The following is a 20,584-nucleotide window of genomic DNA, read 5'->3' as shown; positions in this document are numbered from 1 at the left end:
TCCGGGCGATGAGTCCTCCCGGGGTGCACGTCCGGCTCGGCATGCTGCTGCGCCAGGCGCACCGCCATGCCGCCCGCGCCTTCGCCGAGGCGCTCGCCCCCCTGGACCTGACTCCCCGCCACTACGGCGTGCTGCTGGTGCTCACCCGCGACGGCGTGTCCACCCAGCGGGACCTGATCGGGCAGACGGGCAGCGACAAGGCCGGGATGACCCGCACCGTCGAGGATCTCGAGACGCTCGGCCACGTGCGCCGCACACCCTCGCCCACCGACCGCCGGGTGGCCGAGATCCGGCTGACCGACCGGGGGCGGGCGGCGTTCACCGAGGCCACGGCGCTGGCGGAGGAGGTGGGCCGGGGCCTGTTCGCCGGGTTCACCGAGGGTGAGCTCGCGACCGTCGAGTCAGTGCTGTCCCGGCTGGTCGCCGGGGAGTAGCCGCTGCCCGGTCGGCTCCTCGGCCAGCTCCTCGAGGCGCGCGAGCAGCTCGAGCCGGCCCGAGAACGGGTTGGCCTCGTCCGAGGTCGCCCGCCGGACCGTGCCTTCGAGGCGCCCCTCGCGCTCGACGAGGTCCACGACGATTTCCATACCTCGCAGCGTCCCCGCCGGCGGGCGCGAAGTCCCTGGGGAGAGTCCCTAGCCCACGAGCTCCCGCAGCCGCCGGCGGGACCGGATGCCGAGCTTCGCGTAGACGTTGCCGAGGTGGTACTCCACCGCCTTGTCCGTGACGAACAGCTCCGCCGCCACCTCGCGGTTCGTCATCCCGCGCGCGACCAGCGCGACCACCTCGCGCTCCCGCTCGGTCAGCTCCGCGGCACCGGGGAGGACCGGCACCACCGGGGCGACCGCGCCGAGGGACCCGAGATCGCGGCGGACCCGGGTCTCGTACGGCACCGCGCCCGCGAACGCCACGAGCGCGGCCTCCAGGCGCTCGCGGGCACCCGGGGAGCCCTGTGCCGCAAGGAGCCTGCCGTGCCGGTGCAGCAGCTTGCCGCGGTCGAGGGCCGGCACCTCGGGGCCCGCCAGCGCCGTCGCCCGCGCGTACCCGGCGAGGGCGGCGGCGGTGTCGCCGCGGGCCTCGGCGATCTTCGCGGCCAGGCCGGTGACGACGGCGTCGAGGTCGATCGCGCGCTCGACCGCGGCAGCCCGCAGGCGCTCCAGCAGCTCGGCGGCGGTGTCCGGCTCGCCGGCGTCGAGCGCCGCGTCGACCACCATCGGCCACCAGGTCAGGGCGGTGGACATGGGGACCGGCATGGCGTTCGCGACCAGCCCGGCGAAGACGGCGAGGATCTCCCGCGGGTCCTCGCGGGCGTCGGCGACCACGGCGCGGGCGATCAGCGTGGTGAACGCGGCCTCCAGGCTGCCGAGCCTCCCGACGGCCTCTCCGGCCGCCTGCAGGTGCGCCTCGGCCGCGGCCCAGTCGCCGCGCACGCAGCCGGCCAGCCGGGCGTGCACGCCCTCGGCCTGGGCCCGCACCCAGACCAGGTCCTCCTCGTCGACGAGCCCGGACGCGAGCCGGGCGTGCAGCGCGGCCGAGCCCCAGTCCCCGGTCAGGAACAGGGCATTCGCCAGCTGCATGTGGGCGCGGGGCAGTCGGTCGGCCGCGACGCTCGGCGCGGAGCGGGCGAGCCGGATCGCGGCCTGCAGGTCCGCGGCGGCGCGGGCGGGCCGGGCCGCGAAGAACTCCAGGGTGCCGCGGGCGACGAGCAGGTCCGTGTCGGCGGGATCGGTGACCTCGGCGGGCAGCCGCGGGGCGAGGCGGGCGAGCCCGGCGACCGCGCCCGAGCGCATCTGCTCGCCGACCGCGAGCGCGGTCCAGGCCTCGCGCTCGGCCTCGGGGGTGAGGTCGAGCTCCAGGGCACGGGACGCGACGGCGATCGCCTCCTCACCGCGGCCGCCGGTGTAGAGCAGCACCGCGAGCCGCACGGCGGCCTCCGCGGCGATCCGTGATGTCGACGCGTGGGCTCCCCGAGCGTCGCCGAGTGGTGCTCGGGGTCCCCGAGCGTCAGCGGGGCTGTCGGGGGTGTCGGAGTGGTCGAGGGCGGCGGCCCGGCGCAGGTGGGGCTCCGCCGCGCCGGGTTCGCCCGCGTGCCAGTCCAGCAGGCCCAGCACGAGCTCCCGGTGGGGCCCGTCGGCGCAGGCCTCGACCTCGGGCCGGTGCTCCGCGGCCTGCCGGTGCCGCCCCGCTCCGATCAGCAGGACCACCGCGCGGAGCAGGAGCTCCTCGGCGCGCGGGCCCTCGCTGACCCGCGCCGCGTCGAGCAGCAGGCGGGCGGCGGGGACCTCGTCGAGGCCGGCCGCCGCCGATTCGAGGTCCGCGGCCAGCGCGGCGTCCGGCCCTTCCGCGGCGGCGACCCGGTGGGTGAGCGCCTCCCGGGCGCCCAGGTGTTCCGCGGCGGCCCGGTGCAGCGCCCGCCGGCGGGAGGGCGGGAGATCGTCCCGGACCGCGACCCGGTGCAACGGGTGCGTGAAGGCGAGCCGGTCGTCCTGGAGCCGCACGAGACCGGAGGCGACCAGGGCGTCCGCCGCGTCGACCGGCACGTCCGCGATCCGTGCGACGGTGAGCAGCGGCACCGGCCGCCCGACGACGGCCAGCGCGAGCGCCAGCTCCCGCGACGGCGCGGGCAGCGCGGCGAGGGCGGCGAGCGTCGTGGCGGCGAGGGAGCGGGGTGCCGGGAGAGCACCCTCGGGGCGGGTGAGCTGGGCGGGCGTCAGCTCCGTGAGCAGGGTCCGGACGTGCAGGGCGTGCCCGACGGTGTGCGCGTGCAGCCGCTCGGCGGCCCGGCTGCCCAGCTCGACGCCGTGCGTCGCCGCCAGCTCGGCGACCTCCGCGACGGTCAGCGCGCCGACCGGGATCCGCAGGCAGCGCCGGGCGTCGAGGCCGAACCGCGCCCAGCCGTCGAGCGCGCCGGGCCGGCTGGTGACGAGTACCAGCACCCGGTCCCCGCCCAGCCGCCGGACGGCCGTGAGCAGCGCGGTCCGCGAGTCCGGATCCGCCCAGTGCAGATCCTCGACGACGACCGCGAGCGGCCCGGAGTCCTGCGCGGCCGACCAGCGCGCCAGGGTCTCCGGGGCGGGGGCGACCAGCGCGAACGGCTCGTCGGAATCGAGCTCGTCCGCCTCCGCGCGGAGCACCCCGAACCCGGGCGGGAGGTCGCCGACCAGGGCGTCGACCAGCGCGGACTTGCCCGAACCGGCCTCGCCCTCGATCCACACCACGGCGGGCCGGCCGTCGCGGGCACCGGCCGCGGCCTCGCGGACCGCGGCCCGCTCCGCGACCCGGCCGACGAGCGGCGGCCCCGACTCGGGACGCGTCAGCAGCGGGCCGGTTCCAGTCATCGCACCAGCCTGCTCGCCGCCCGTACCGGGTCCGTTACGCCCGGTTCAGCCCCCACCGCGCCTGGCCCGTCACGAACAGGTCGGGTCAGGCCCCCACGTACTCCGCGAGGTGCTTCCCCGTGAGCGTGGACCGGTCCGTCACGAGCTCCGCCGGGGTGCCCTCGAACACGACCGTGCCGCCGTCGTGACCCGCGCCGGGGCCGAGGTCGACGATCCAGTCCGCGTGGGCCATCACGGCCTGGTGGTGCTCGATCACGATCACCGACTTGCCGGAGTCCACGAGGTGGTCCAGCAGCCCGAGCAGCTGCTCGACGTCCGCCAGGTGCAGGCCCGTGGTGGGCTCGTCGAGGATGTAGACCCCGCCCTTCTCGCCCATGTGCGTGGCCAGCTTGAGCCGCTGCCGCTCGCCGCCGGACAGCGTGGTCAGCGGCTGCCCGATCGTCAGGTACCCGAGGCCGACGGCGTCGAGCCGCTCGAGGATCTTGTGCGCGGCCGGGACCTTGCCGTCCCCGGAGGCGAAGAACTCGACCGCCTCGGACACCGGCATCGCCAGCACCTCGGCGATGTCGCGACCGCCCAGCTTGTACTCGAGCACCGACGCGTCGAACCGCCGCCCCTCGCACAGCTCGCAGGGGGTGGAGACGCCCGCCATGATCGCCAGGTCGGTGTAGATCACGCCGGCGCCGTTGCAGTTCGGGCAGGCGCCCTCGGAGTTCGCGCTGAACAGGGCCGGCTTCACCCCGTTGACCTTCGCGAACGCCTTGCGGATCGGCTCGAGCAGGCCGGTGTAGGTGGCCGGGTTGCTGCGCCGGGAGCCCTTGATCGCGCCCTGGTCGATGGCGACGACGCCCTCGCGCTTGGCCACCGAGCCGTGGATCAGCGAGCTCTTGCCGGAGCCCGCGACGCCCGTGACCACGCACAGCACGCCGAGCGGGATGTCGACCGACACGTCCTGCAGGTTGTGGGTGGACGCGTTGCGGATCTCCAGCGTGCCCGTGGACTTCCGGACGGACGGCTTGACCGCGGCTTTGTCGTCCAGGTGCCGTCCGGTGAGGGTGCCGCTGGCGCGCAGGCCCTCCAACGAACCCTCGAAGACGACCTCGCCGCCGCCGGACCCGGCCCGCGGGCCGAGGTCCACGACGTGGTCCGCGATCGCGATGGCCTCGGGCTTGTGCTCGACCACGAGCACGGTGTTCCCCTTGTCCCGCAACGCGAGCAGCAGCTCGTTCATCCGCGCGATGTCGTGCGGGTGCAGGCCGATCGTGGGCTCGTCGAACACGTAGGTGACGTCCGTGAGCGAGGACCCGAGGTGCCGGATCATCTTGGTGCGCTGGGCCTCACCGCCGGACAGCGTGCCCGACGGCCGGTCCAGCGACAGGTAGCCGAGCCCGATCTCGACGAACGAGTCGAGCGTCTCGCCGAGCGACTTGAGCAGGGGAGCCAGGGACGGCTCCTTCAGGTCGCGGACCCAGACGGCCAGGTCGCTGATCTGCATCGCGCAGCAGTCCGCGATGCTGATGCCCTTGATCTTCGACGAGCGCGCGGCCTCGGTCAGCCGCGTCCCCTCGCACTCGGGGCAGGTGGTGAAGGTGATCGCCCGCTCCACGAAGGCCCGGATGTGGGGCTGCATCGCGTCGACGTCCTTGGACAGGAACGACTTCTGGATGCCGGGGACCAGGCCGGAGTAGGTGAGGTTGATGCCCTCGACCTTGATCTTCGTGGGCTCCTTGTAGAGCAGGTCCTGCAGCTGCTTCTTCGTGAAGCTCTTGATCGGCTTGTCGCAGTCGAAGAAGCCGCAGCCGCGCAGGATCCGGCCCATCCAGCCGTCGAGCGAGTAGCCGGGGATGGTGAGTGCGCCCTCGTTGATCGACTTGTTCTCGTCGTAGAGCTGGGTGAGGTCGAAGTCGTTGACCGCGCCGCGACCCTCGCACCGCGGGCACATGCCGCCCGTGATGGAGAACTCGCGGCGCTCCTTGACCGTCTGCCCGGCCTTCTCGATGGTGACCGCGCCGGCGCCGCTGATCGACGCGACGTTGAACGAGAAGGCCTGCGCCGAGCCGATGTGCGGGTCCCCGAGGCGGCTGAACAGGATGCGCAGCATGGCGTTGGCGTCCGTGACCGTGCCGACCGTGGAGCGGGGGTTGGCGCCCATCCGCTCCTGGTCGACGATGATCGCGGTGGTCAGCCCGTCGAGGACGTCGACGTCCGGGCGGCCCAGGCTGGGCATGAAGCCCTGCACGAAGGTCGAGTAGGTCTCGTTGATCAGCCGCTGCGACTCGGCGGCGATGGTGCCGAAGACCAGCGAGCTCTTCCCGGAGCCGGAGACCCCGGTGAACACGGTCAACCGGCGCTTGGGCAGCTCGACGCTGATGTCCTTCAGGTTGTTCTCCCGCGCGCCGTGCACGCGGATCAGGTCGTGGCTGTCGGCGGCGTGCAGGTCGGCGGTCGTCGCTGCCTGCTGCTCGGTGGCCGTGCTCATTCCGAAGGGCTCCCTACTTGGCCTGGGCGATGCGGATCGTGTTGCCGGCGGGGTCGCGGAACGCGCAGTCCCGGACGCCGTAGGGCTGGTCGGTGGGCTCCTGGACGACCTCGGCGTCGCCCGCCTGCAGCGTCGCGAAGGTCTCGTCGACGTCCTGGCTGGTCAGGTTGATGGCGCCGAAGGTGCCCTTCGCCATCATCTCGCTGATGACGCGGCGTTCGTCGTCGGTGATGCCGGGGTCGACGGCCGGCGGGGTGAGCACGATGGAGACGTTCGGCTGCCCGACCGGCCCCACGGTGATCCAGTACAGGTCGTTGTAGCCGACCTCGGAGCGCACCTCGAAGCCGAGCACGTCGCGGTAGAAGGCGATGGCCTCGTCCTTGCCGGTGTGCGGGAGGTAGGCCTGGGCGATGGAGATGTCCGTCATGCCGCTCACGCTAGGGGCGGTCCCGCGGCGGGTGCTTCTCGATTCCTGATCGGTCGGGTGACGTGCTTCTCCACGCAGGACGGGATGCCCGGTTCGGGGTCCGCGTCCCGCTTGTAGACGCTCGGGGGCACCCCGACGAGCTCGGTGAACCGGGTGCTGAAGGTGCCCAGCGAGGAGAAGCCGACCGCGAAGCAGACGTCGGTGACGGACAGCTCGCCGGCCCGCAGCAGGAGCATCGCCCGTTCCACCCGCCGCGTCATCAGGTACGAGTAGGGCGACTCGCCGTAGGCGGCCTTGAACTGGCGGCTCAGGTGCCCGGCGGACATGGCGACGCCGCGGGCGAGCGCCTCGACGTCGAGCGGCTGGGCGTACTCGCGGTCGATCCGGTCCCGGACACGGCGCAACCGTGCCAGGTCGTCGAGGTTCGGGGCCGCCACCTGCGGGATCATGCCACGGGCCGCCGGAAAGGTCCGCATTCGAGCGGACCACGAGTGGGGGAGCAGAGCCGCCGAGGCATCGTCGGGCGGCTCGGCAGGCGGAGGCCGGCGGCCGCGCCGTCAGCCGGAATCGGCACGGTCCACGGCGCACGGCAGACGCGATACGGTGGCCCCGGACGTTTGTGGCTCCGGAGGGAACGATGACGACGGGACAGCGGGCCGACGCGCGGCGGAACTACGAGCGGATCCTGGCCGTCGCGAAGGCCGAGGTCGCCGGTCAGGGCTCCGATGCCTCATTGGAGAGGATCGCCCGCGTCGCGGGTGTCGGCTCGGCGACCGTGCGGCGGCACTTCCCGAGTCGCTACGCCCTCCTCGAGGCGGTCTCGCGGGCCGGCGTCGACGCGCTGGTCGAGTACGCGGACACCCTGCTCGACGCGGGTGTCCCGGCGCGGGACGCCCTGCTCGACTGGTTGCGCGAGGTCGTCGACCACTGCATCACCACGCGCGGGCTCCTCGCCGCCCTCTCCTACGTCCCCCAGCAGGGCCTGGTGTCGGACAACTCCTGCTTCACGAGCGTGCGGGACGCGGCCGCGCCGCTGTTGGCCCGGGCGCAGGCCGAGGGTGCGGTCGCCGACGGGACCACCACGGGCGACCTGCTCGAGCTCGTCCTCGGCATCGTGCTGGCGACCGACGGGCACCCCGGCCGGACCGTCACGGCGCACCGCCTGTTCGACATCACCGTGGCGGGCATCAGCCCGTCGCGCTGACCCGCCGTCCTTGTCAAACGGTGGGCCCCGCCGTATCGTAAACGGCGGGGGCCGCCGTTTGTGCTCCCGGTACGGGAGCGGGGTAGGCACATGCGGTACTCACTCGTCGAGCTGGCACCGGTCGTCCCGTGCGCGGACAGGTCCGCGGCGCTGGAACTCGCACTGCGGGCGGCGGTGGACGCGGAGGGGTCCGGGTACCACCGAATCTGGTACGCCGAGCACCCCGGCGCGCTCAGCTACGCCTCCCACGACCCGGCAACGCTGATCGCCGCGGCGGTCGGCCGCACCTCCCGCATCCGGCTCGGGTCCGGTGCGGTCCTGCTGAACCACCACAGCCCGTTCGGCATCGCCGAGCGCTACCTGATGCTCGAGGCGCTGGCCCCCGGCCGCATCGACCTCGGTCTGGGGCGCGCGAGCAGCGGCCCGCTCGTCGACCACCTGCTCCGGCGGGACCGCCGCGCCGCCGCGTCGGACGACTTCGGCGAGCAGGTGCAGGAGCTCGTCGGGCATCTCCATCGCGCGTTCGAGCCCGGGCATCCCTACGCCTCGGTCGACCTGACGGCGGGCCTGTCGGGCGTTCCCGAGGTGTGGGTGCTGGGTTCGTCCGGCCACAGCGCCGCGCTGGCCGGACAGCTCGGCATCGGGTACGCCTTCGGCGCCCATATCAACCCCGCCGTGCTACCCGCGGCGTTGCGTCGCTACCGCGACAGCTTTCGGGCAACGCGGTTCGGCACGGGGAAACCGCAGGTCGTGCTGGCGGTCAACCTGGTCGCCGCCGACGACGAGCGGCTCGCCCACGAGCTCACCTGGCCGGCCCGCGCACTGCGCGCAGGTGGGCGGGATCGCCCCATCCCCACCCTCGAACAGGCCCGCGCGGAACTGGACAGGCTCGAACGGGCCCGGCCCAGCGCGATCGAGGGCGGCGTCGTTCCCGCACAGGTCTCGGGCACCACCACGTCGCTGCGCGAGCAACTGCAACCACTGGTCACCGAGACGGGGGCCACCGAGATCATCGTGCACGACATGCTCACCGACATCGACCTGCGGCGCCGGTCCCGCGAGCTCGTGGCCGACGCGCTCGGCGCCCTCGTCCCGGGGGCATGACCCTCGGCTCGGTCCGACCGCGGGCACGTCCCGTCCCGCGCGGTCCCCTCGCGCCCCCTGTCCTGGATTCCCTACCACGGAGAGTGCACTGACATGAGAACTCGCTCGGGCTCGGTCCGGTGGGAAGGCGAGGACGACGGGCTCGTCGTCGTCACCTTCGACGCCGAGGGCGCCCGCACCAACCTCGTCACGGCTGCCCACGTGGCGGGCGTCGACGCCCTGGTCGACGACCTGCGCGCCAGGCTCGACGAGGTCACCGGGGTCCTGCTGACCTCCGGCAAGGAGTCCTTCTTCGCCGGCCCGGAGTACCGGGAGACCGACGCCGGACCTGCCGGCCCGGCGTGGGACCTCGCCGCGCGCTTCCGCACGCAGCTGCGGGACCTGGAGACGATCGGCCGCCCGGTCGCGGCGGCGCTGGTCGGCTCCGCGCTCGGCGGCGGGTTCGAGATCGCCCTCGCCGCTCACCACCGCGTGGGCCTGGACGACCCGGCCGTGCGCTGGCAGCTGGGCGAGCGGACGATGGGCATCCTGCCCGCCGGAGGCGGGACCGTCCGCGCCGCGCGGATGCTCGGCCTGGCCACCGCGGTGCGGGAGGTCGTTGGCGAGGGGGTCGCCTACACGCCCCGCTGGGCGCTGCACCGCGGACTCGTCGACGAGCTCGCCGCGACCCGCGACGAGGTCGAGGCCAGGGCGAAGGCCTGGATCCGGCGGACCGGGCCCGCGGCGGGTGGCCAGCGGTGGGAACGACCGGACTACCGCGTTCCCGGCGGTGTTCCCGGAGAGCCGGCCTTCGATGCCGAGCTCGCGCGGGTGCGGGCCGAGCTCGACGCGATCGGCGACACCCTGACCGGTGCCGCACGGCGGGAGATCCTCGGTGTCGTCCACGCCGCGATCACCTCGCCGATCGACACCGCGTTCGAGCTGGAGACCGCCGCGTTCCAGCGCCTGGCACCCACCGCGACCACCGCACCGCTGCTGTTCGGCGCCGTCAAGCGGCTCCGCGACCGCGTCGAACGCGGCAACGTCGCGGCCGACCCGTCCACGGCACGCGAGCTGCGCACCTTCACCCTCGGGGCGCGGCACCCGCTGTGGGACACGTTCGTCCCGGACCTGCCCGGCCGCATCGTCGAGGTGCCCGTCGAACCGGCGTCGACCGAGGAGGAGATCACCCGTCGAGTGGCGGCAGCCGCGGCCTACGGGATCCCCTGCTCGTCGGCGCAGGCAAGCCCGATGTACTGCACGATGCCGTGCGCGGCCGGTTCGACGACGGCGACTACGTCGATCCCGCGGAGGCGATGCTCGCCCGGGCGCTGTTCGGCACGGCCGAGGAAGGCGACGCCGGGGCGGCCCCACCCGCGTGACCGGCGGCCGCGGACGGGATCACGATCTCATCGGAGCGGACGACGGGATTCGAACCCGCGACCCTCACCTTGGCAAGGTGATGCGCTACCAGCTGCGCTACGTCCGCATGTCCGGTCACCCGGAAACGCTCCGGCGACTCTACCCCAGGACCCGCCGGCCCCCCGCCCGTCATCAGATTTGACGATCTCGGCACCCGGGCCTGCACGTCGGCGGGCGCCGCGGCGATAGGCCGGGTATGGACATCGAGCCGGCCACCGAGCGGATCGCGCACGTCCCGGCGGCCGCTCCGGTGGCCCCCGCGATCGCCCCGTCGATCCCGCTGCCGCGGCCCTCCCCGGAGAACGCCCCGCCGGGGCCGCGCAGCCGGGTGCCGCTCGTGCTCGGCGGGGTGGGCCTGCTGCTGGCGGGCCTGGTCCTGGGTTTCGCGCTGCGCCCGGTGGTCGTGGGCGCCCTCGCCTCCTCCGTCCCGGCGCCGTCGACCCGTCCCGCGGTCGCCTCCGCCGCGCAAGCCACCCAGGCTGCCGTCCCGGCCACGCCGGAGCAGGCCTACGTCGCCCAGGTCACGGGCACGCCGGGGCTCACCACGAGCATGAGCGAGGGCGACCTGATCCAGGTCGGGAACTCGACCTGCCAGGTGCTGTCCGAGCGCCGGTACACCCGGGCCGACCTGGTGGCCCGGCTCGGGCAGTCCAAGCTCGGACCGCAGGTCATGGGCGTGCTCGTCGACGCCGCCCAGCGCAACCTCTGCCCCCAGTACACCTATCCCGCCGCGTCGATCCCGCGCTGATCCCGCGCTGATCCCGCGCTGATCCCGCGCTGATCCCGCGCTGATCCCGCGCTGATCCCGCGCTGATCCCGCGCTGATCCCGCGCTGAGCCGTGCCCGGCGGACGGTGACGGGTCCGGACGATCCACAGATCGGTCCCCTGTGGATCGGTCTGTGGATCATGTGGATGGACGGTGCGCACACCCTCCGATCGGAGGTGGTGGGCGTCACTCCCGGCCGTGACGATGGAGGTCATGGACCTCCGGGAGATCGTCGACACCGGGCGCTTCCCCCTCGACGCGGCGGGCGGCGCGGGCTGGACGGAGGCGGTCGGGCGGGCCCGGGCCGAGCTGGGGCGGGACGGCTGCACGGTGCTGCGGGGGTTCGTCCGGGCCGGCATGCAGGAGCGGCTCCGGGAGGAGGGTGTGGGCGTCGCGCCGCACGCGTACCGCGAGGTCGAGATCGTCAACGTCTACAACACCGACCCCGATCCGGCGCTCCCCGCGGACCATCCGGGCCGGCGGACGGTGGAGCGCGGCAACGCCTTCGTCCCCCGCGACCGCATCCCCGCCGACCTGCTGATCTCCCGGCTCTACGGCAGCACCGAGGTGCGGCGGTTCGTCGCGGCCTGCGTGGAGGTGCCCGAGGTGCACGCGCTGGCGGACCCGCTCGCCGGCCTGTGCCTCAACGTCGTCGCGCCCGGCCGCGAGCACCCCTGGCACTTCGACACCAACGAGTTCGCCGTCAGCCTGCTCACCCGGGCGCCGGAGGGCGGCGGCGCGTTCGAGTACGTGCCCGGGATCCGGGCGCCCGGCGACGAGCGGTTCGCCGACGTCGCCGCCGTGCTCGACGGCCGTTCCGACCGGGTCCGCCGGCTGGTCCTGCAGCCCGGTGACCTGCAGATCTTCCGCGGCCGGTACGCGCTGCACCGGGTGACCGCGGTGCAGGGCCGCGTCGACCGGCACACCGCGATCCTGTCCTACAGCGCGCGCCCGGGAGTGGTCGGCGGCGCGGCCCGCACCCGCCAGCTCTTCGGCCGGCTGACCCCCGCACACCTCGCGGGTGAGCGCTCCCGCGTCGACGAGCTCCTGGACTGAAGAGGTATCGAGTGGAACTGCCCGAGGTGCCCCTGCCCGAGCCGGCCGAGAGCGTGGAGCGCTTCCTCGCCTGGTGCGCGCCCCTGATCGACGCCGACGAGCTCGCCGAGACCGAGAAGGCCACGGCCGAGTTCCTGGCCGGCCCGGCCGCCGCGCTGCAGGAGGAGCTGCGCGCCTACGCTGCCGATCCGGCCGCCGGGGCCGACAGCTGGCTCGACGACTTCTGGGCCTACCGCTACCTCGGCCGCCGGGACCGCATCGCGCTCAACGCCAACTTCTTCTTCCTGTTCCGCGAGGCGGAGCCCGCGGACCAGCTGGTGAGGGCCGGGGAGCTCACCGCCGCGGCGGTCGCCCTGAAGCTCCGGATCGACGAGGGTCGGGTCCCGCCGATCGTGCGCCGCGGCCGCCCGACCTCGTCCGCGCAGCTCCCGGAGGTCTTCTCCACCACCCGGATCCCCGGCGAGCCGCAGGACACGGTGCGGGTGGCCGACACCTCCGCCCGGCACGTGGTGGTCCTGCGGGACGGGGCGATGCACTCCCTCGACGTCCTCGATGCGGACGGCCTGCCGTACCCGGCCGCGGCGATCACGGAGGCCCTGCGCGCGCTCCCGGCGGAGGAGGGCGAGGGCGTCGGAGCCCTGACCAGCGGCGCCCGCGCGCAGTGGGCGGCGGACCGGGCCCGGCTCGACCCCACCGCGCTGGAGATCGTCGAGACCGCCCTGCTCTTTGTCTGTCTGGAGGCGGGCGACCCGCCCGGCACCCAGGAGGCGTGCGACCGGCTGCTGGCCGGCGACGCCGCGAACCGCTGGTTCGACAAGGCCCTGTCGATCGTCGTGTTCCCGGGCGGGCGGGCCGGCGTCAACATCGAGCACTGCCGCCTCGACGGGACCACGGTCCTGCAGGCCGTCGAGGAGATCCTCGGCCCGCAGGAGGACCGGCCCACGAGCACCGGCACACCGGCCCCGCAGCGGATCGACTTCGGAGGCGTCGCGCGGGACCGCATCGCGCAGGCCCGGCAGGAGTTCGCCGGCTACGCGGCCGCGAACGCCACCCGGTGCCTCACGTTCGGCTTCGGCTCCACCGCGATCAAGGCGCTCGGCGTCTCGCCGGACGCCTTCGTGCAGATGGCCTACCAGCTCGCCCACCGCCGCGCGAAGGGGCTGACGGGCGCGACCTACGAGTCCATCGCCACCCGCGAGTACGCGGGCGGCCGGACCGAGGCGATGCGGGTCGTCACGCCGGAGGTGGTGGCCTTCGCCGACGCCCTGACGAGCGGTGCGGACCGGGCCACGCGCAAGGCCACCTTCGCCGCGGCGGTGCGGGCGCACGGTGCGCGGGCGCGGGACTGCCAGGAGGGCCGGGCACCCGAGCAGCACCTCTGGGAGCTTGCCCGGCGGGCGCGGGAGGAACCCGCCTTCCTCCGCAGCCCCGGCTGGCTCACGATGCGCGACGACTACCTGTCCACGAGCTCCGCGCCCTCGGAGTCCATCGAGTTCTTCGGGTTCGGGTCCACCGGCGAGCGCTGCATCGGGGTGGCGTACGTGCTGCTCCCGGACCGCTTCCACCTGTACCTGAGCACCCCGGTGTCCGTCGCGGAGCAGCTCGAACGCTTCGCCGACGAGCTCGCCCGGGCGCTCGACGAGCTGCGGGAGCTGGCATGACCGTCATCGACGTGCGGTTCGCGGCCCCGACCGGCGGCGCCGGCCCGGACCAGGACGAGGAGTGGTGCGAGGTCACCCGCCACGGGAGCACCGAACGGATCCGCTTCCACGACTACGCCGCGATCTTCGCCGTCCCGGGCCTCTACGAGCGGATCTTCCACGACCTCCTGGAGTGCTGTTCCCCGCGGGTGGTCGCGGACCTGCTCGCCGAGGTGCTCCCGGATCCCGGTGCGGCCCGCGTGCTCGAGCTCGGCGCCGGGAACGGCCTGGTGGGCGCCGAGCTGCGGCGGATCGGCGTGCGGCACCTCGCGGCCGTCGACATCCTCCCGGAGGCCGCCGCGGCGGCCGAGCGTGATCGTCCGGGCACCTACGACGCCTACCACCTCATGGACCTGACCAGGGACGACACGACCCCGCTCGGTACCCCGGACGTGCTGGTCACAGTGGCCGCGCTGGGCTTCGGCGACATCCCGCCCGAGGCGTTCGCGGCGGCCTTCCGGAGGCTGCGGCCGGGTGGCCTGGTCGCCTTCACGATCAAGGAGGAGTTCCTGGGCTCGCAGGACCGCAGCGGGTTCGCGGACCTGATCGCCCGGACCGACGGCCTCACCACGCTCGCGGAGCGCCGCTACGTGCATCGCCGCACGATGTACGGTGCGCCCCTGCACTACGTCGCCCGCATCGCCCGGAGGCAGCCCGCGGGCCCGGAGACAGCCCGGAGGTAGCAGGACCATGGACCACGAGGTGACCCTCGAGGAGGTCGCCGCGCGCCCGACCGCGGTCGTCCCGGCCGTCACGACCTGGTCCGAGTTCCCGGCGCTCTGGCCGGTCCTGTCCGGCGAGGTGTGGGCCTGCCTGCGGGCCGCCGGGATCGACCGCGGCTGCCGCAACGTCATGCTCTACCGCGACGACCCAGCGTCCGGTGGGGTGGGGGTCGAGATCGGCGTCGAGCTGACCCGCCCGTGTCCGCTCACCGGGCGGGTCGTGGCGTCGAGCCTGCCCGCGGGCCGGGTGGCGCGCACCCGCCACCACGGCCCGTACGCCGGCCTCGGCGACGCGCACCGCGCTGTCCTGCGCTGGTGCGCCGCCCACGGTCTCGAACCGAGCGGCACGCGCTGGGAGGTCTACGGCCCGCACTCCGACGATCCGGCGCAGGTCTGGACCGACGTTCAGTACATCATCCGGGGATCGTCGTAGTACTTGAACTCCAGCAGGTTGTTCGACGGATCGGCCAGCACGAAGGAGCGGTGCTCCTCCGCCGTCCCCTCGAAGCGGTGGAAGGGCTCGGCGAAGAAGCGCAGCGTGCGCAGCCGGGCCAGCCTGAGCAACCGCTCCCAGTCCTCGCGGTCGTGGAAGGTCACCCCGAAGTGCCGCGGGTACAGCTCCGGCTCCTGGTCGATCTTCTCGCTGAGATGGCACACCACCTGGTCTCCGAAGAAGTCCAGCGTGATCCGGTCGCCGTAGCGCCGCGCCAGCTTGCACCCCAGGCCCGTGACGTAGAAGGCGAAGGCCTCGTCGAGGTCGAGGGCGGGGACGGCCAGGTGGAAGGTGTCCTGCGTGGTGCGCATCAGGCGCCCGCCGGGAGGGTGTCCGAGCGGAGCCCGAGGCGCAGGGTCTCGCAGGCGATCACGTCGTCCATCGCGACGTTGCCCATGTTCACCGCGGGGCCCAACAGCTTCACGAAGTAGGTCTGGAGGTCCTTGGTGGGCGCCTCGAACAGCAGCTTGTCGGGGTCGACGCCCGAGGCCAGCACCTGGTCGACGATGTCCTCCCGTGGTTTGCCGTCCGCCGTACAGAGCCCGCTGCGGCCGCTCTCGCGCGCCTCGGTCGTCACCAGGTGGGCGCCGGCGGCCAGGTCGGAATGGATCGCCGAGACCCACTGCTCGGCCGTCTGCGCCGCGGCGCGCTCCTGGTTCTTGGCGCCGACCTCGCTGATCACCGTGAACTCGTCCGAGAGCCGGGCGACCCACCGGGACTTCTCGGCGTCGTCCATGGCGATGGTGCCGTTGGAGACCTCCACATAGGACGCGCCGACGGTGCGGCAGACCGCGCGGAAGTCGTCGACGAGGTCCTCCTGGGCGAACCGCTCGAACAGCGTCCCGCCCAGGTAGAAGCCGATCCGGTGTTCCTTCAGCGCGTCGATCTTGCGCTTGATGTCCCGGGTGACCAGAGCCGTGCCCCAGCCGAACTTCACCAGGTCCACGAGGTCCCCGACGCTCTCGATCGCGTCCTCGAAGCGGCCGGTGGACAGCCCCGGGTCGACGACCATCGTGAGGCCGCGGGTCCGCGGGGCGCTCTCCCGGAAGGGCAGGTCGAGGCGGGTCATGATCATGTCATTCCTCCTTCTCGGCGAAGGGCGCCCACGCGCAGGGGCGGCCTCCGGGTCTCCGGTGTGCGGGGTCGTCCCTTGCCGGTCAGCGGCAGGGAGAGCGGGGTGCGTCGCAGGATCTCGACGACGAGGAGCGAGCCGGCGACCGCCGCGAGGTACGCGACGACGCTCGACCAGGGGGACGGCAGCGCCAGCACCGTGCCGGCGACGGTGAGGGCCCACAGGATCGCGGGGTGCACGAGGAACACCCCGAAGGAGCGTTCGGACGCCAGGTCGATCACCCGGGGAACGCGCCACACCGTGCCGAGCGTGAAGAAGCCGGCCACCACCGCGACCGACCAGACGATCATGACCGGCTGGAAGACGTCCGCCGCGAAGGCCGCGGGCTGCCCGGCGGCCACCGAGCGCAGGTACCAGAGCTCCGCGCCGGCCCCGCTCACCACGACCACGGCCGCGACGACCCACGGGAGCCGCCGGACCCAGGCGACCACCGCGTCCAGGTGCATGGCCACGACGCCCCCGAGCACCAGGAAGAACTGGTAGCTCAGGACGAACGAGCCGGCGTACGGCAGCAGGACGGCCTTCAGCCCGGTCGGGGCGGGATCGTGCAGCACCAGGTCGATGCCGATCTGCAGCAGGAAGCTCGCGGCGAGCAGCAGCAGGTGGTGCCCGTGCGTGGCCCGCATCAGCCGCCGGAACAGCGGGAACAGCAGGTAGAACTGCAGCGAGACGAGCAGGAAGTACAGGTGGAACCAGCCGACGCCGGTGCCGAGGTTGATCCCGAGATCCGCGAGCGCCTGGCCCGCGGACGCGGGTGCGGCAGTGGCCCACTGCAGCCCCGTGTAGATCAGCGTCCACACCACGTACGGCACGCCGACCAGCAGGAACCGCCGCTTCCAGAACGGCACCGGCCGCGGCCCGCGGTCGAGGTGGCGCACGGTCAGCACGAACGCGGTGAGGACGAAGAACGCCTCGCGGGTGAAGTGCAGCAGCATCACGACGGCGTTGGGGGTCACGCCGTCGAGGGGCTGCGTGGTGGAGAGGGTGTGCACCGCGATCACGCACGCGAACGTGAGGACCCGGACCATCTCCGCCTGCCGGACCTTCCGGCTCATGCCAGGGTCCTGCGCAGCTCCGCACGCCGGATCTTGCCCGTCGGCCCGACCGGGAAGGTCTCGACGAGGCGGATCTCCGCGGGCCGCTTCCACCGGGCGAGCCGCTCGGTACAGCGGCGTTCGAGGGCGGCGACGAGGTCGTCGCCCGTCCCTCGGACCAGCGCGACCGGCACCTGCCCGAGCACCTCGTCGGGCCGGGCCACGACCACCGCCTCGGTCACCCCCGGTTCCTCGAGCAGCACCTCCTCGACCTCGCGGGGATGCACCAGCTCCCCACCCCGGTTGACGACGTCGTCGGCGCGGCCCACGAGGAACAGCTGCCCGTCGTCGTCGATCCGGCCGAGGTCGGCGGTGTCGAGCCAGCCGCCGGGGAAGGCGTCGCGGCCCGCGTAGGAGCGGATCACCCCGGCCCCGCGGATGCGCACCCGGCCGACCTCGCCGGGCCTGCACGGCCGGCCCGCGCGGTCGACGACCTCCAGCTCGCCGTCGACCACCCGGCCGACGGAGCCGGCCGGTGCGCCGCCGTCGAGCGGGGTCGCGGTGATCTGGCTGGCGGCCTCGGTCATCCCGTAGCTCTCGACCACCGGCACTCCGAGCGCCTTCTCGACGGCCTCGCGCACGGCGGGCGGCAGCGGCGCCGATGCGGAGCGGACGAACCGCAGCCGCGGCGGGACCGGCCCGAGCCCCGTCCGGGCGAGGACGGTCAGGAGCGCGGGTGCCGCGTTGAGCCAGGTGACGTCGTGCTCGGCGAGCAGCTCCCAGAAGCCGGTGCGCCGGAAGCGCCGGTCGAGCACCAGCTCCGCGCCGCTGACCAGGGCCGCGACCAGGCCCACGACCTGCGCGTTCACGTGGAACAGGGGTAGCGGGTTGAAGCCGCGGTCGCCGGGGGAGAGGCGGTGGTGGCGGGCGACGGCCCGGCCGACGTGCAGCAGCTGGGCCTCGGGGAGCGCCACGATCTTGGGCGTCCCGGTGGATCCCGAGGTGAGCAGCACCGCCGAGCCGGGCCTCCCGTCGGGCTCGCGAGGCGTCCCGGCGGGGGCCGCGGGCAGCCCGGTGAGCGGACCGGTCCCGACCGGGATCGCCCCCTCGAGCCCGATCCCGGGGCGGTCCGTCAGCGCGGCGGTGGGGCGCAGCACCCGGCGGAGCCGCTCGGCCTCGGCCGGGGGCGCGGCGGGGTCGAGCGGGGCGCTCTCGTACCCCGCGGCGATCAGCGACAGGTGGGCGACGGCGAAGGCGAGCGGGTCGTCGACGTCGACCAGCACCCGAGCGCCCGGTGTGATCCGGCGGGCGGCCAGCTCACCGGACCAGGCCCGCACCGCATCCGCGAGCGCGCCCCGGGTGACGATCCGGGAAGAACGGGCATCGCGAAGGAAAATATCCGTTTCTTCGCGAAATCGTATGGAGAGACGGAGACCGTCGTGCATGGGAACCCAGCGTGGCCCGTTTTCCTGTGTGCGAGCTGTGGGTCGCCTAGGAACGGCGTCGGTCGAGCTCCGAGGGTTCATACTCGGGACTCGTGGCATCTCGTCGACGGGCACTTCTGCGGGCGCTGCGACTGGTGCCGTTCCTGCTGCTCATCGCCATTGTGGCGGTGTCCTCGCCGGCTCGCGACGATTCCGCCACGCTGCCCGTCGGAACCGTTGTCACAACTCACACGATTGCGGTCGGCGGCGTGTCGCGCACTTTCCGGACGTATGCCCTCGAGGGCGCGAATTCACCCCTTCCGCTCATTGTGGTTCTCCACGGACGCGGTCAGTCGGCCGACACCGTTCTCGCGCGTACGGGATTCCTCGGACTGGTCGGCGACGGGCGGGCCGTCCTCGCCTTCCCGGACGGCGTCGGCCGTTCGTGGAACGCCGGCGGCGGCTGCTGCGGGGTGGCGGCGCAGCGCGCGGAGCCGGACCAGGAGTTCGTCACGGACGTGGTCGCCGCGACCGTGAAGGCGCTGCCGGTCGACCGTCGGCGGATCTACCTCGTCGGCTACTCCAACGGCGGTAAGCTCGCCTACGCGGAGAGCTGCACCCACCCGACGACCTTCGCCGCCGTCGCCACCTACGGCTCGGTCCCCCTGCAGCCGTGCGACGCCCCGCAGGCTCGTCCGGTGCTCATCGGGGCCGGCCAGCTCGACCCGATCCTGCCCTACCGCGGCCAGCCCCGGGGCCGCCCGCCGCTGCCCTCGATCGACACCGCCGTGGCCGAGCTCCGCGCCCAGGACGGCTGCACCGCCACCCCGTCCGAACGCCGCGACGGGCCCGCGGTGATCCGCCGCTGGGCGGGCTGTCGCGACGGCAGCGCGGTGGAGCTCGTGGTCTACCCGCACCTCGGCCACGACTGGCCGACGGTCTCGGAGGTGGGCACCGACGCCGCCGTCGCCACCCTCGCCTGGGACTTCCTCGCCCCCTTCCACCTGCCGGCGCCCCCACACACCACGCCCCCCACCGCCTGAGCCCGAGAGTCGGCGCGCGGGCGGAGCCCGCCATCAGGCGGAGCCGGGAGGCCGAAATACACATCTGCGACGTGGGTCCGTCAGGGTAACCTGGCACTGTCGTCAAGGAGACCTGACGCTCGGGAGGGATCATGGCCAAGGAGTCGAGGCCCTGGCGCGAAGGCCGTCGCTCGTGGGACGAGCTCGCCGACTGGTACCGCGAGCGTGAGGGTGATCCCCTCGACGCGCTGAGCGACGTCGGCGTGGTCCGCCGGCTGCTCGACGAGGCGGAGCTCGAGGCGGTGCGGTCGGCCCGGCGCGTGAGCCGGTCGTGGGCGGAGATCGCGACCAAGCTGGGCGTCACGAGGCAGTCGGCCTGGGAGCGGTGGCGGGATCTCGACGTCGAGGAGCCGGCCCGGCCCGAGCCGGCCCGATCCGAGTCGGCGCAGTCCGGGTCGGCGCAGTCGGGGTCGGTGCGGTCGCCGGAGCTCCCGCCGGAGGCGAGCGGTTCCGTGCTGGAACGTGCGGCCCGCGCCGCCCGCCGCCGCGCCTGGATCACCGTGCCGAACCTGGTGGGGCAGACCGTCGACCATGCCCGCCGGGTGCTCGACGGCCTGGACCTCATTGCCGTCTCCGCCGATCCGGACGGGCCCCAGCTCGCCGAGCCGTCGATGCAGTACGCCCTGGTCACCGACCAGAGCCCGGAGTCGGGCGCGAAGGTCGCCACCGGTGCGCCGATCCGGGTGTGGGTGGACCGCGGCGGCGGCTCGGGGGTGCGCGAACCGCGCCGGCCGAGGCCGAAGGCGTGGGAGGCGCGAGAGATCCCGGACGAGGAGCGGGAGCAGGCGATCGGCTGAGTGTTATGGTCTGGGTGTGCGCGCGGTGCTGATCATTACCCGGCGCGCCGACTGAGCCAGGAAGTCGGCGCGCGGTCTCCGCACGCCCGACCGGGATCTGGCCCGGATCTTTCTTCCGTCCGCGAGGAGATCCGTGATGACCGCAGTCCTGGACCATGCCGCTCCCGTCGAGCTGGTTCGTCCCTCCGACCAGCCCACCCACCGGCACGTGACGGTGCACGTCACCGCCGGTCTCGACGGCGTCCTGCGGGTGGTGTCGATGCTGCGCGGGCGCACCTACCGCGTCACCGACCTGCAGGTCGACGTCCACGAGGGCGCCCTGGAGAGCCGGCTGAACGCCACGGTCCTGCTCACCGCCGACGGCGTGGACCTGCTGGTGGCGCGGCTGAACCGGCTGCCCGCGGTGACCAGCGCCGTCGCGCGCTGA

At 73.8% G+C, this 20,584-nt stretch carries 20 protein-coding genes, 1 tRNA gene and 1 pseudogene; 12 read left to right on the top strand and 10 right to left on the bottom strand.

What is annotated here, in order from left to right:
* Positions 1–8: 8 nt before the first annotated feature.
* On the top strand, positions 9–434 hold the full coding sequence (locus ABD324_RS31715) for a MarR family winged helix-turn-helix transcriptional regulator (protein ID WP_344425642.1): 426 nt from the start codon (positions 9–11) through the stop codon (positions 432–434).
* On the opposite strand, the gene ABD324_RS31710 is transcribed toward ABD324_RS31715, so the two are convergent.
* The 5 genes from ABD324_RS31710 to ABD324_RS31690 form a co-directional block, all read right to left on the bottom strand.
* Complete coding sequence (locus ABD324_RS31710) at positions 402–584, bottom strand: hypothetical protein (RefSeq protein WP_344425640.1); 183 nt, start codon at positions 582–584, stop codon at positions 402–404. The two genes, ABD324_RS31715 and ABD324_RS31710, sit on opposite strands and share 33 nt — an antisense overlap.
* 48 nt (positions 585–632) lie before the next feature.
* Positions 633–3,335, bottom strand: a complete 2,703-nt coding sequence (locus tag ABD324_RS31705; RefSeq protein WP_344425638.1) for a helix-turn-helix transcriptional regulator — start codon at positions 3,333–3,335, stop codon at positions 633–635.
* 85 nt (positions 3,336–3,420) lie between these two features.
* Complete coding sequence (locus tag ABD324_RS31700) at positions 3,421–5,814, bottom strand: ATP-binding cassette domain-containing protein (RefSeq protein WP_344425636.1); 2,394 nt, start codon at positions 5,812–5,814, stop codon at positions 3,421–3,423.
* A gap of 13 nt (positions 5,815–5,827) precedes the next feature.
* Positions 5,828–6,241, bottom strand: coding sequence for a VOC family protein (locus tag ABD324_RS31695; protein WP_344425634.1), 414 nt, complete (start codon positions 6,239–6,241; stop codon positions 5,828–5,830).
* A 5-nt stretch (positions 6,242–6,246) separates the two neighbouring features.
* Positions 6,247–6,690, bottom strand: coding sequence for a helix-turn-helix transcriptional regulator (locus ABD324_RS31690; protein ID WP_344425714.1), 444 nt, complete (start codon positions 6,688–6,690; stop codon positions 6,247–6,249).
* A 188-nt stretch (positions 6,691–6,878) separates the two neighbouring features.
* On the opposite strand from ABD324_RS31690, the gene ABD324_RS31685 reads away from it, so the two are divergent.
* The 3 genes and pseudogenes from ABD324_RS31685 to ABD324_RS37420 all read left to right on the top strand — a co-directional run.
* Positions 6,879–7,445, top strand: a complete 567-nt coding sequence (locus tag ABD324_RS31685) for a TetR/AcrR family transcriptional regulator (protein WP_344425632.1) — start codon at positions 6,879–6,881, stop codon at positions 7,443–7,445.
* 90 nt (positions 7,446–7,535) lie between these two features.
* Complete coding sequence (locus tag ABD324_RS31680) at positions 7,536–8,549, top strand: MsnO8 family LLM class oxidoreductase (RefSeq protein WP_344425630.1); 1,014 nt, start codon at positions 7,536–7,538, stop codon at positions 8,547–8,549.
* A gap of 93 nt (positions 8,550–8,642) precedes the next feature.
* Positions 8,643–9,248, top strand: a pseudogene (locus ABD324_RS37420) (enoyl-CoA hydratase/isomerase family protein); the annotation flags it as partial.
* A gap of 696 nt (positions 9,249–9,944) precedes the next feature.
* Here ABD324_RS37420 and ABD324_RS31675 read toward each other — a convergent pair.
* Positions 9,945–10,017 (bottom strand) — tRNA-Gly (locus ABD324_RS31675).
* A gap of 129 nt (positions 10,018–10,146) precedes the next feature.
* On the opposite strand from ABD324_RS31675, the gene ABD324_RS31670 reads away from it, so the two are divergent.
* From ABD324_RS31670 to ABD324_RS31650, 5 genes are all read left to right on the top strand, one after another.
* Complete coding sequence (locus ABD324_RS31670) at positions 10,147–10,698, top strand: DUF732 domain-containing protein (protein WP_344425628.1); 552 nt, start codon at positions 10,147–10,149, stop codon at positions 10,696–10,698.
* 232 nt (positions 10,699–10,930) lie between these two features.
* Positions 10,931–11,773, top strand: coding sequence for a HalD/BesD family halogenase (locus ABD324_RS31665; protein ID WP_344425625.1), 843 nt, complete (start codon positions 10,931–10,933; stop codon positions 11,771–11,773).
* Positions 11,774–11,784: 11 nt separating this feature from the next.
* Positions 11,785–13,434 carry a choline/carnitine O-acyltransferase gene (locus ABD324_RS31660; protein ID WP_344425622.1) on the top strand — a complete coding sequence of 550 codons (1,650 nt, stop codon included), beginning with the start codon at positions 11,785–11,787 and terminating at the stop codon, positions 13,432–13,434.
* The gene (locus tag ABD324_RS31655; protein WP_344425619.1) at positions 13,431–14,156 is read left to right on the top strand and encodes a class I SAM-dependent DNA methyltransferase; all 726 of its coding nucleotides are present in this window, start codon (positions 13,431–13,433) and stop codon (positions 14,154–14,156) included. Before ABD324_RS31660 ends, ABD324_RS31655 begins: the two co-directional genes overlap by 4 nt.
* Positions 14,157–14,163: 7 nt before the next feature.
* Positions 14,164–14,628, top strand: a complete 465-nt coding sequence (locus ABD324_RS31650; RefSeq protein WP_344425616.1) for a GyrI-like domain-containing protein — start codon at positions 14,164–14,166, stop codon at positions 14,626–14,628.
* Here the strand turns inward: ABD324_RS31650 and ABD324_RS31645 are convergent.
* Genes ABD324_RS31645 through ABD324_RS31630 form a run of 4 tightly spaced genes read right to left on the bottom strand, consistent with a single transcriptional unit; the run spans position 14,601 to position 18,299 of the window.
* Positions 14,601–14,999, bottom strand: coding sequence for a VOC family protein (locus ABD324_RS31645; protein WP_344425613.1), 399 nt, complete (start codon positions 14,997–14,999; stop codon positions 14,601–14,603). The two genes, ABD324_RS31650 and ABD324_RS31645, sit on opposite strands and share 28 nt — an antisense overlap.
* Positions 14,999–15,763 (bottom strand): phosphosulfolactate synthase, encoded by a 765-nt coding sequence (locus ABD324_RS31640; protein WP_344425611.1) that lies wholly within the window; start codon positions 15,761–15,763, stop codon positions 14,999–15,001. Before ABD324_RS31640 ends, ABD324_RS31645 begins: the two co-directional genes overlap by 1 nt.
* Positions 15,760–16,875, bottom strand: coding sequence for an acyltransferase (locus ABD324_RS31635; RefSeq protein WP_344425608.1), 1,116 nt, complete (start codon positions 16,873–16,875; stop codon positions 15,760–15,762). Before ABD324_RS31635 ends, ABD324_RS31640 begins: the two co-directional genes overlap by 4 nt.
* On the bottom strand, positions 16,872–18,299 hold the full coding sequence (locus ABD324_RS31630; protein ID WP_344425605.1) for a class I adenylate-forming enzyme family protein: 1,428 nt from the start codon (positions 18,297–18,299) through the stop codon (positions 16,872–16,874). Before ABD324_RS31630 ends, ABD324_RS31635 begins: the two co-directional genes overlap by 4 nt.
* Before the next feature lie 92 nt (positions 18,300–18,391).
* Between ABD324_RS31630 and ABD324_RS31625 the strand changes: the two genes are divergently transcribed.
* From ABD324_RS31625 to ABD324_RS31615, 3 genes are all read left to right on the top strand, one after another.
* The gene (locus ABD324_RS31625) at positions 18,392–19,321 is read left to right on the top strand and encodes a CE1 family esterase (protein WP_344425602.1); all 930 of its coding nucleotides are present in this window, start codon (positions 18,392–18,394) and stop codon (positions 19,319–19,321) included.
* A 131-nt stretch (positions 19,322–19,452) separates the two neighbouring features.
* A complete protein-coding gene (locus ABD324_RS31620; protein ID WP_344425599.1) occupies positions 19,453–20,157 on the top strand; it encodes a PASTA domain-containing protein in 705 nt (234 codons plus the stop codon).
* Positions 20,158–20,293: 136 nt separating this feature from the next.
* Positions 20,294–20,584 carry an ACT domain-containing protein gene (locus tag ABD324_RS31615; protein ID WP_344425596.1) on the top strand — a complete coding sequence of 97 codons (291 nt, stop codon included), beginning with the start codon at positions 20,294–20,296 and terminating at the stop codon, positions 20,582–20,584.

This window comes from Pseudonocardia ailaonensis (assembly GCF_039531635.1).
Taxonomy (GTDB): Bacteria; Actinomycetota; Actinomycetes; order Mycobacteriales; family Pseudonocardiaceae; genus Pseudonocardia; species Pseudonocardia ailaonensis.
Note: the sequence above shows the minus strand (reverse complement) of the source record. Positions and strands in the feature narration are given on the sequence as shown.

Excerpts from the sequence above, each read along its gene's own strand:
- ABD324_RS31695 (WP_344425634.1), bottom strand. The coding sequence starts at position 6,241 with ATGACGGACATCTCCATCGCCCAGGCCTACCTCCCGCACACCGGCAAG.
- ABD324_RS31640 (WP_344425611.1), bottom strand. The coding sequence starts at position 15,763 with ATGATCATGACCCGCCTCGACCTGCCCTTCCGGGAGAGCGCCCCGCGG.
- ABD324_RS31615 (WP_344425596.1), top strand. The coding sequence starts at position 20,294 with ATGACCGCAGTCCTGGACCATGCCGCTCCCGTCGAGCTGGTTCGTCCC.
- ABD324_RS31680 (WP_344425630.1), top strand. The coding sequence starts at position 7,536 with ATGCGGTACTCACTCGTCGAGCTGGCACCGGTCGTCCCGTGCGCGGAC.
- ABD324_RS31705 (WP_344425638.1), bottom strand. The coding sequence starts at position 3,335 with ATGACTGGAACCGGCCCGCTGCTGACGCGTCCCGAGTCGGGGCCGCCG.
- ABD324_RS31650 (WP_344425616.1), top strand. The coding sequence starts at position 14,164 with ATGGACCACGAGGTGACCCTCGAGGAGGTCGCCGCGCGCCCGACCGCG.
- ABD324_RS31645 (WP_344425613.1), bottom strand. The coding sequence starts at position 14,999 with ATGCGCACCACGCAGGACACCTTCCACCTGGCCGTCCCCGCCCTCGAC.
- ABD324_RS31635 (WP_344425608.1), bottom strand. The coding sequence starts at position 16,875 with ATGAGCCGGAAGGTCCGGCAGGCGGAGATGGTCCGGGTCCTCACGTTC.
- ABD324_RS31715 (WP_344425642.1), top strand. The coding sequence starts at position 9 with ATGAGTCCTCCCGGGGTGCACGTCCGGCTCGGCATGCTGCTGCGCCAG.
- ABD324_RS31670 (WP_344425628.1), top strand. The coding sequence starts at position 10,147 with ATGGACATCGAGCCGGCCACCGAGCGGATCGCGCACGTCCCGGCGGCC.
- ABD324_RS31690 (WP_344425714.1), bottom strand. The coding sequence starts at position 6,690 with ATGATCCCGCAGGTGGCGGCCCCGAACCTCGACGACCTGGCACGGTTG.
- ABD324_RS31655 (WP_344425619.1), top strand. The coding sequence starts at position 13,431 with ATGACCGTCATCGACGTGCGGTTCGCGGCCCCGACCGGCGGCGCCGGC.
- ABD324_RS31710 (WP_344425640.1), bottom strand. The coding sequence starts at position 584 with ATGGAAATCGTCGTGGACCTCGTCGAGCGCGAGGGGCGCCTCGAAGGC.
- ABD324_RS31620 (WP_344425599.1), top strand. The coding sequence starts at position 19,453 with ATGGCCAAGGAGTCGAGGCCCTGGCGCGAAGGCCGTCGCTCGTGGGAC.
- ABD324_RS31700 (WP_344425636.1), bottom strand. The coding sequence starts at position 5,814 with ATGAGCACGGCCACCGAGCAGCAGGCAGCGACGACCGCCGACCTGCAC.
- ABD324_RS31665 (WP_344425625.1), top strand. The coding sequence starts at position 10,931 with ATGGACCTCCGGGAGATCGTCGACACCGGGCGCTTCCCCCTCGACGCG.
- ABD324_RS31630 (WP_344425605.1), bottom strand. The coding sequence starts at position 18,299 with ATGCACGACGGTCTCCGTCTCTCCATACGATTTCGCGAAGAAACGGAT.
- ABD324_RS31685 (WP_344425632.1), top strand. The coding sequence starts at position 6,879 with ATGACGACGGGACAGCGGGCCGACGCGCGGCGGAACTACGAGCGGATC.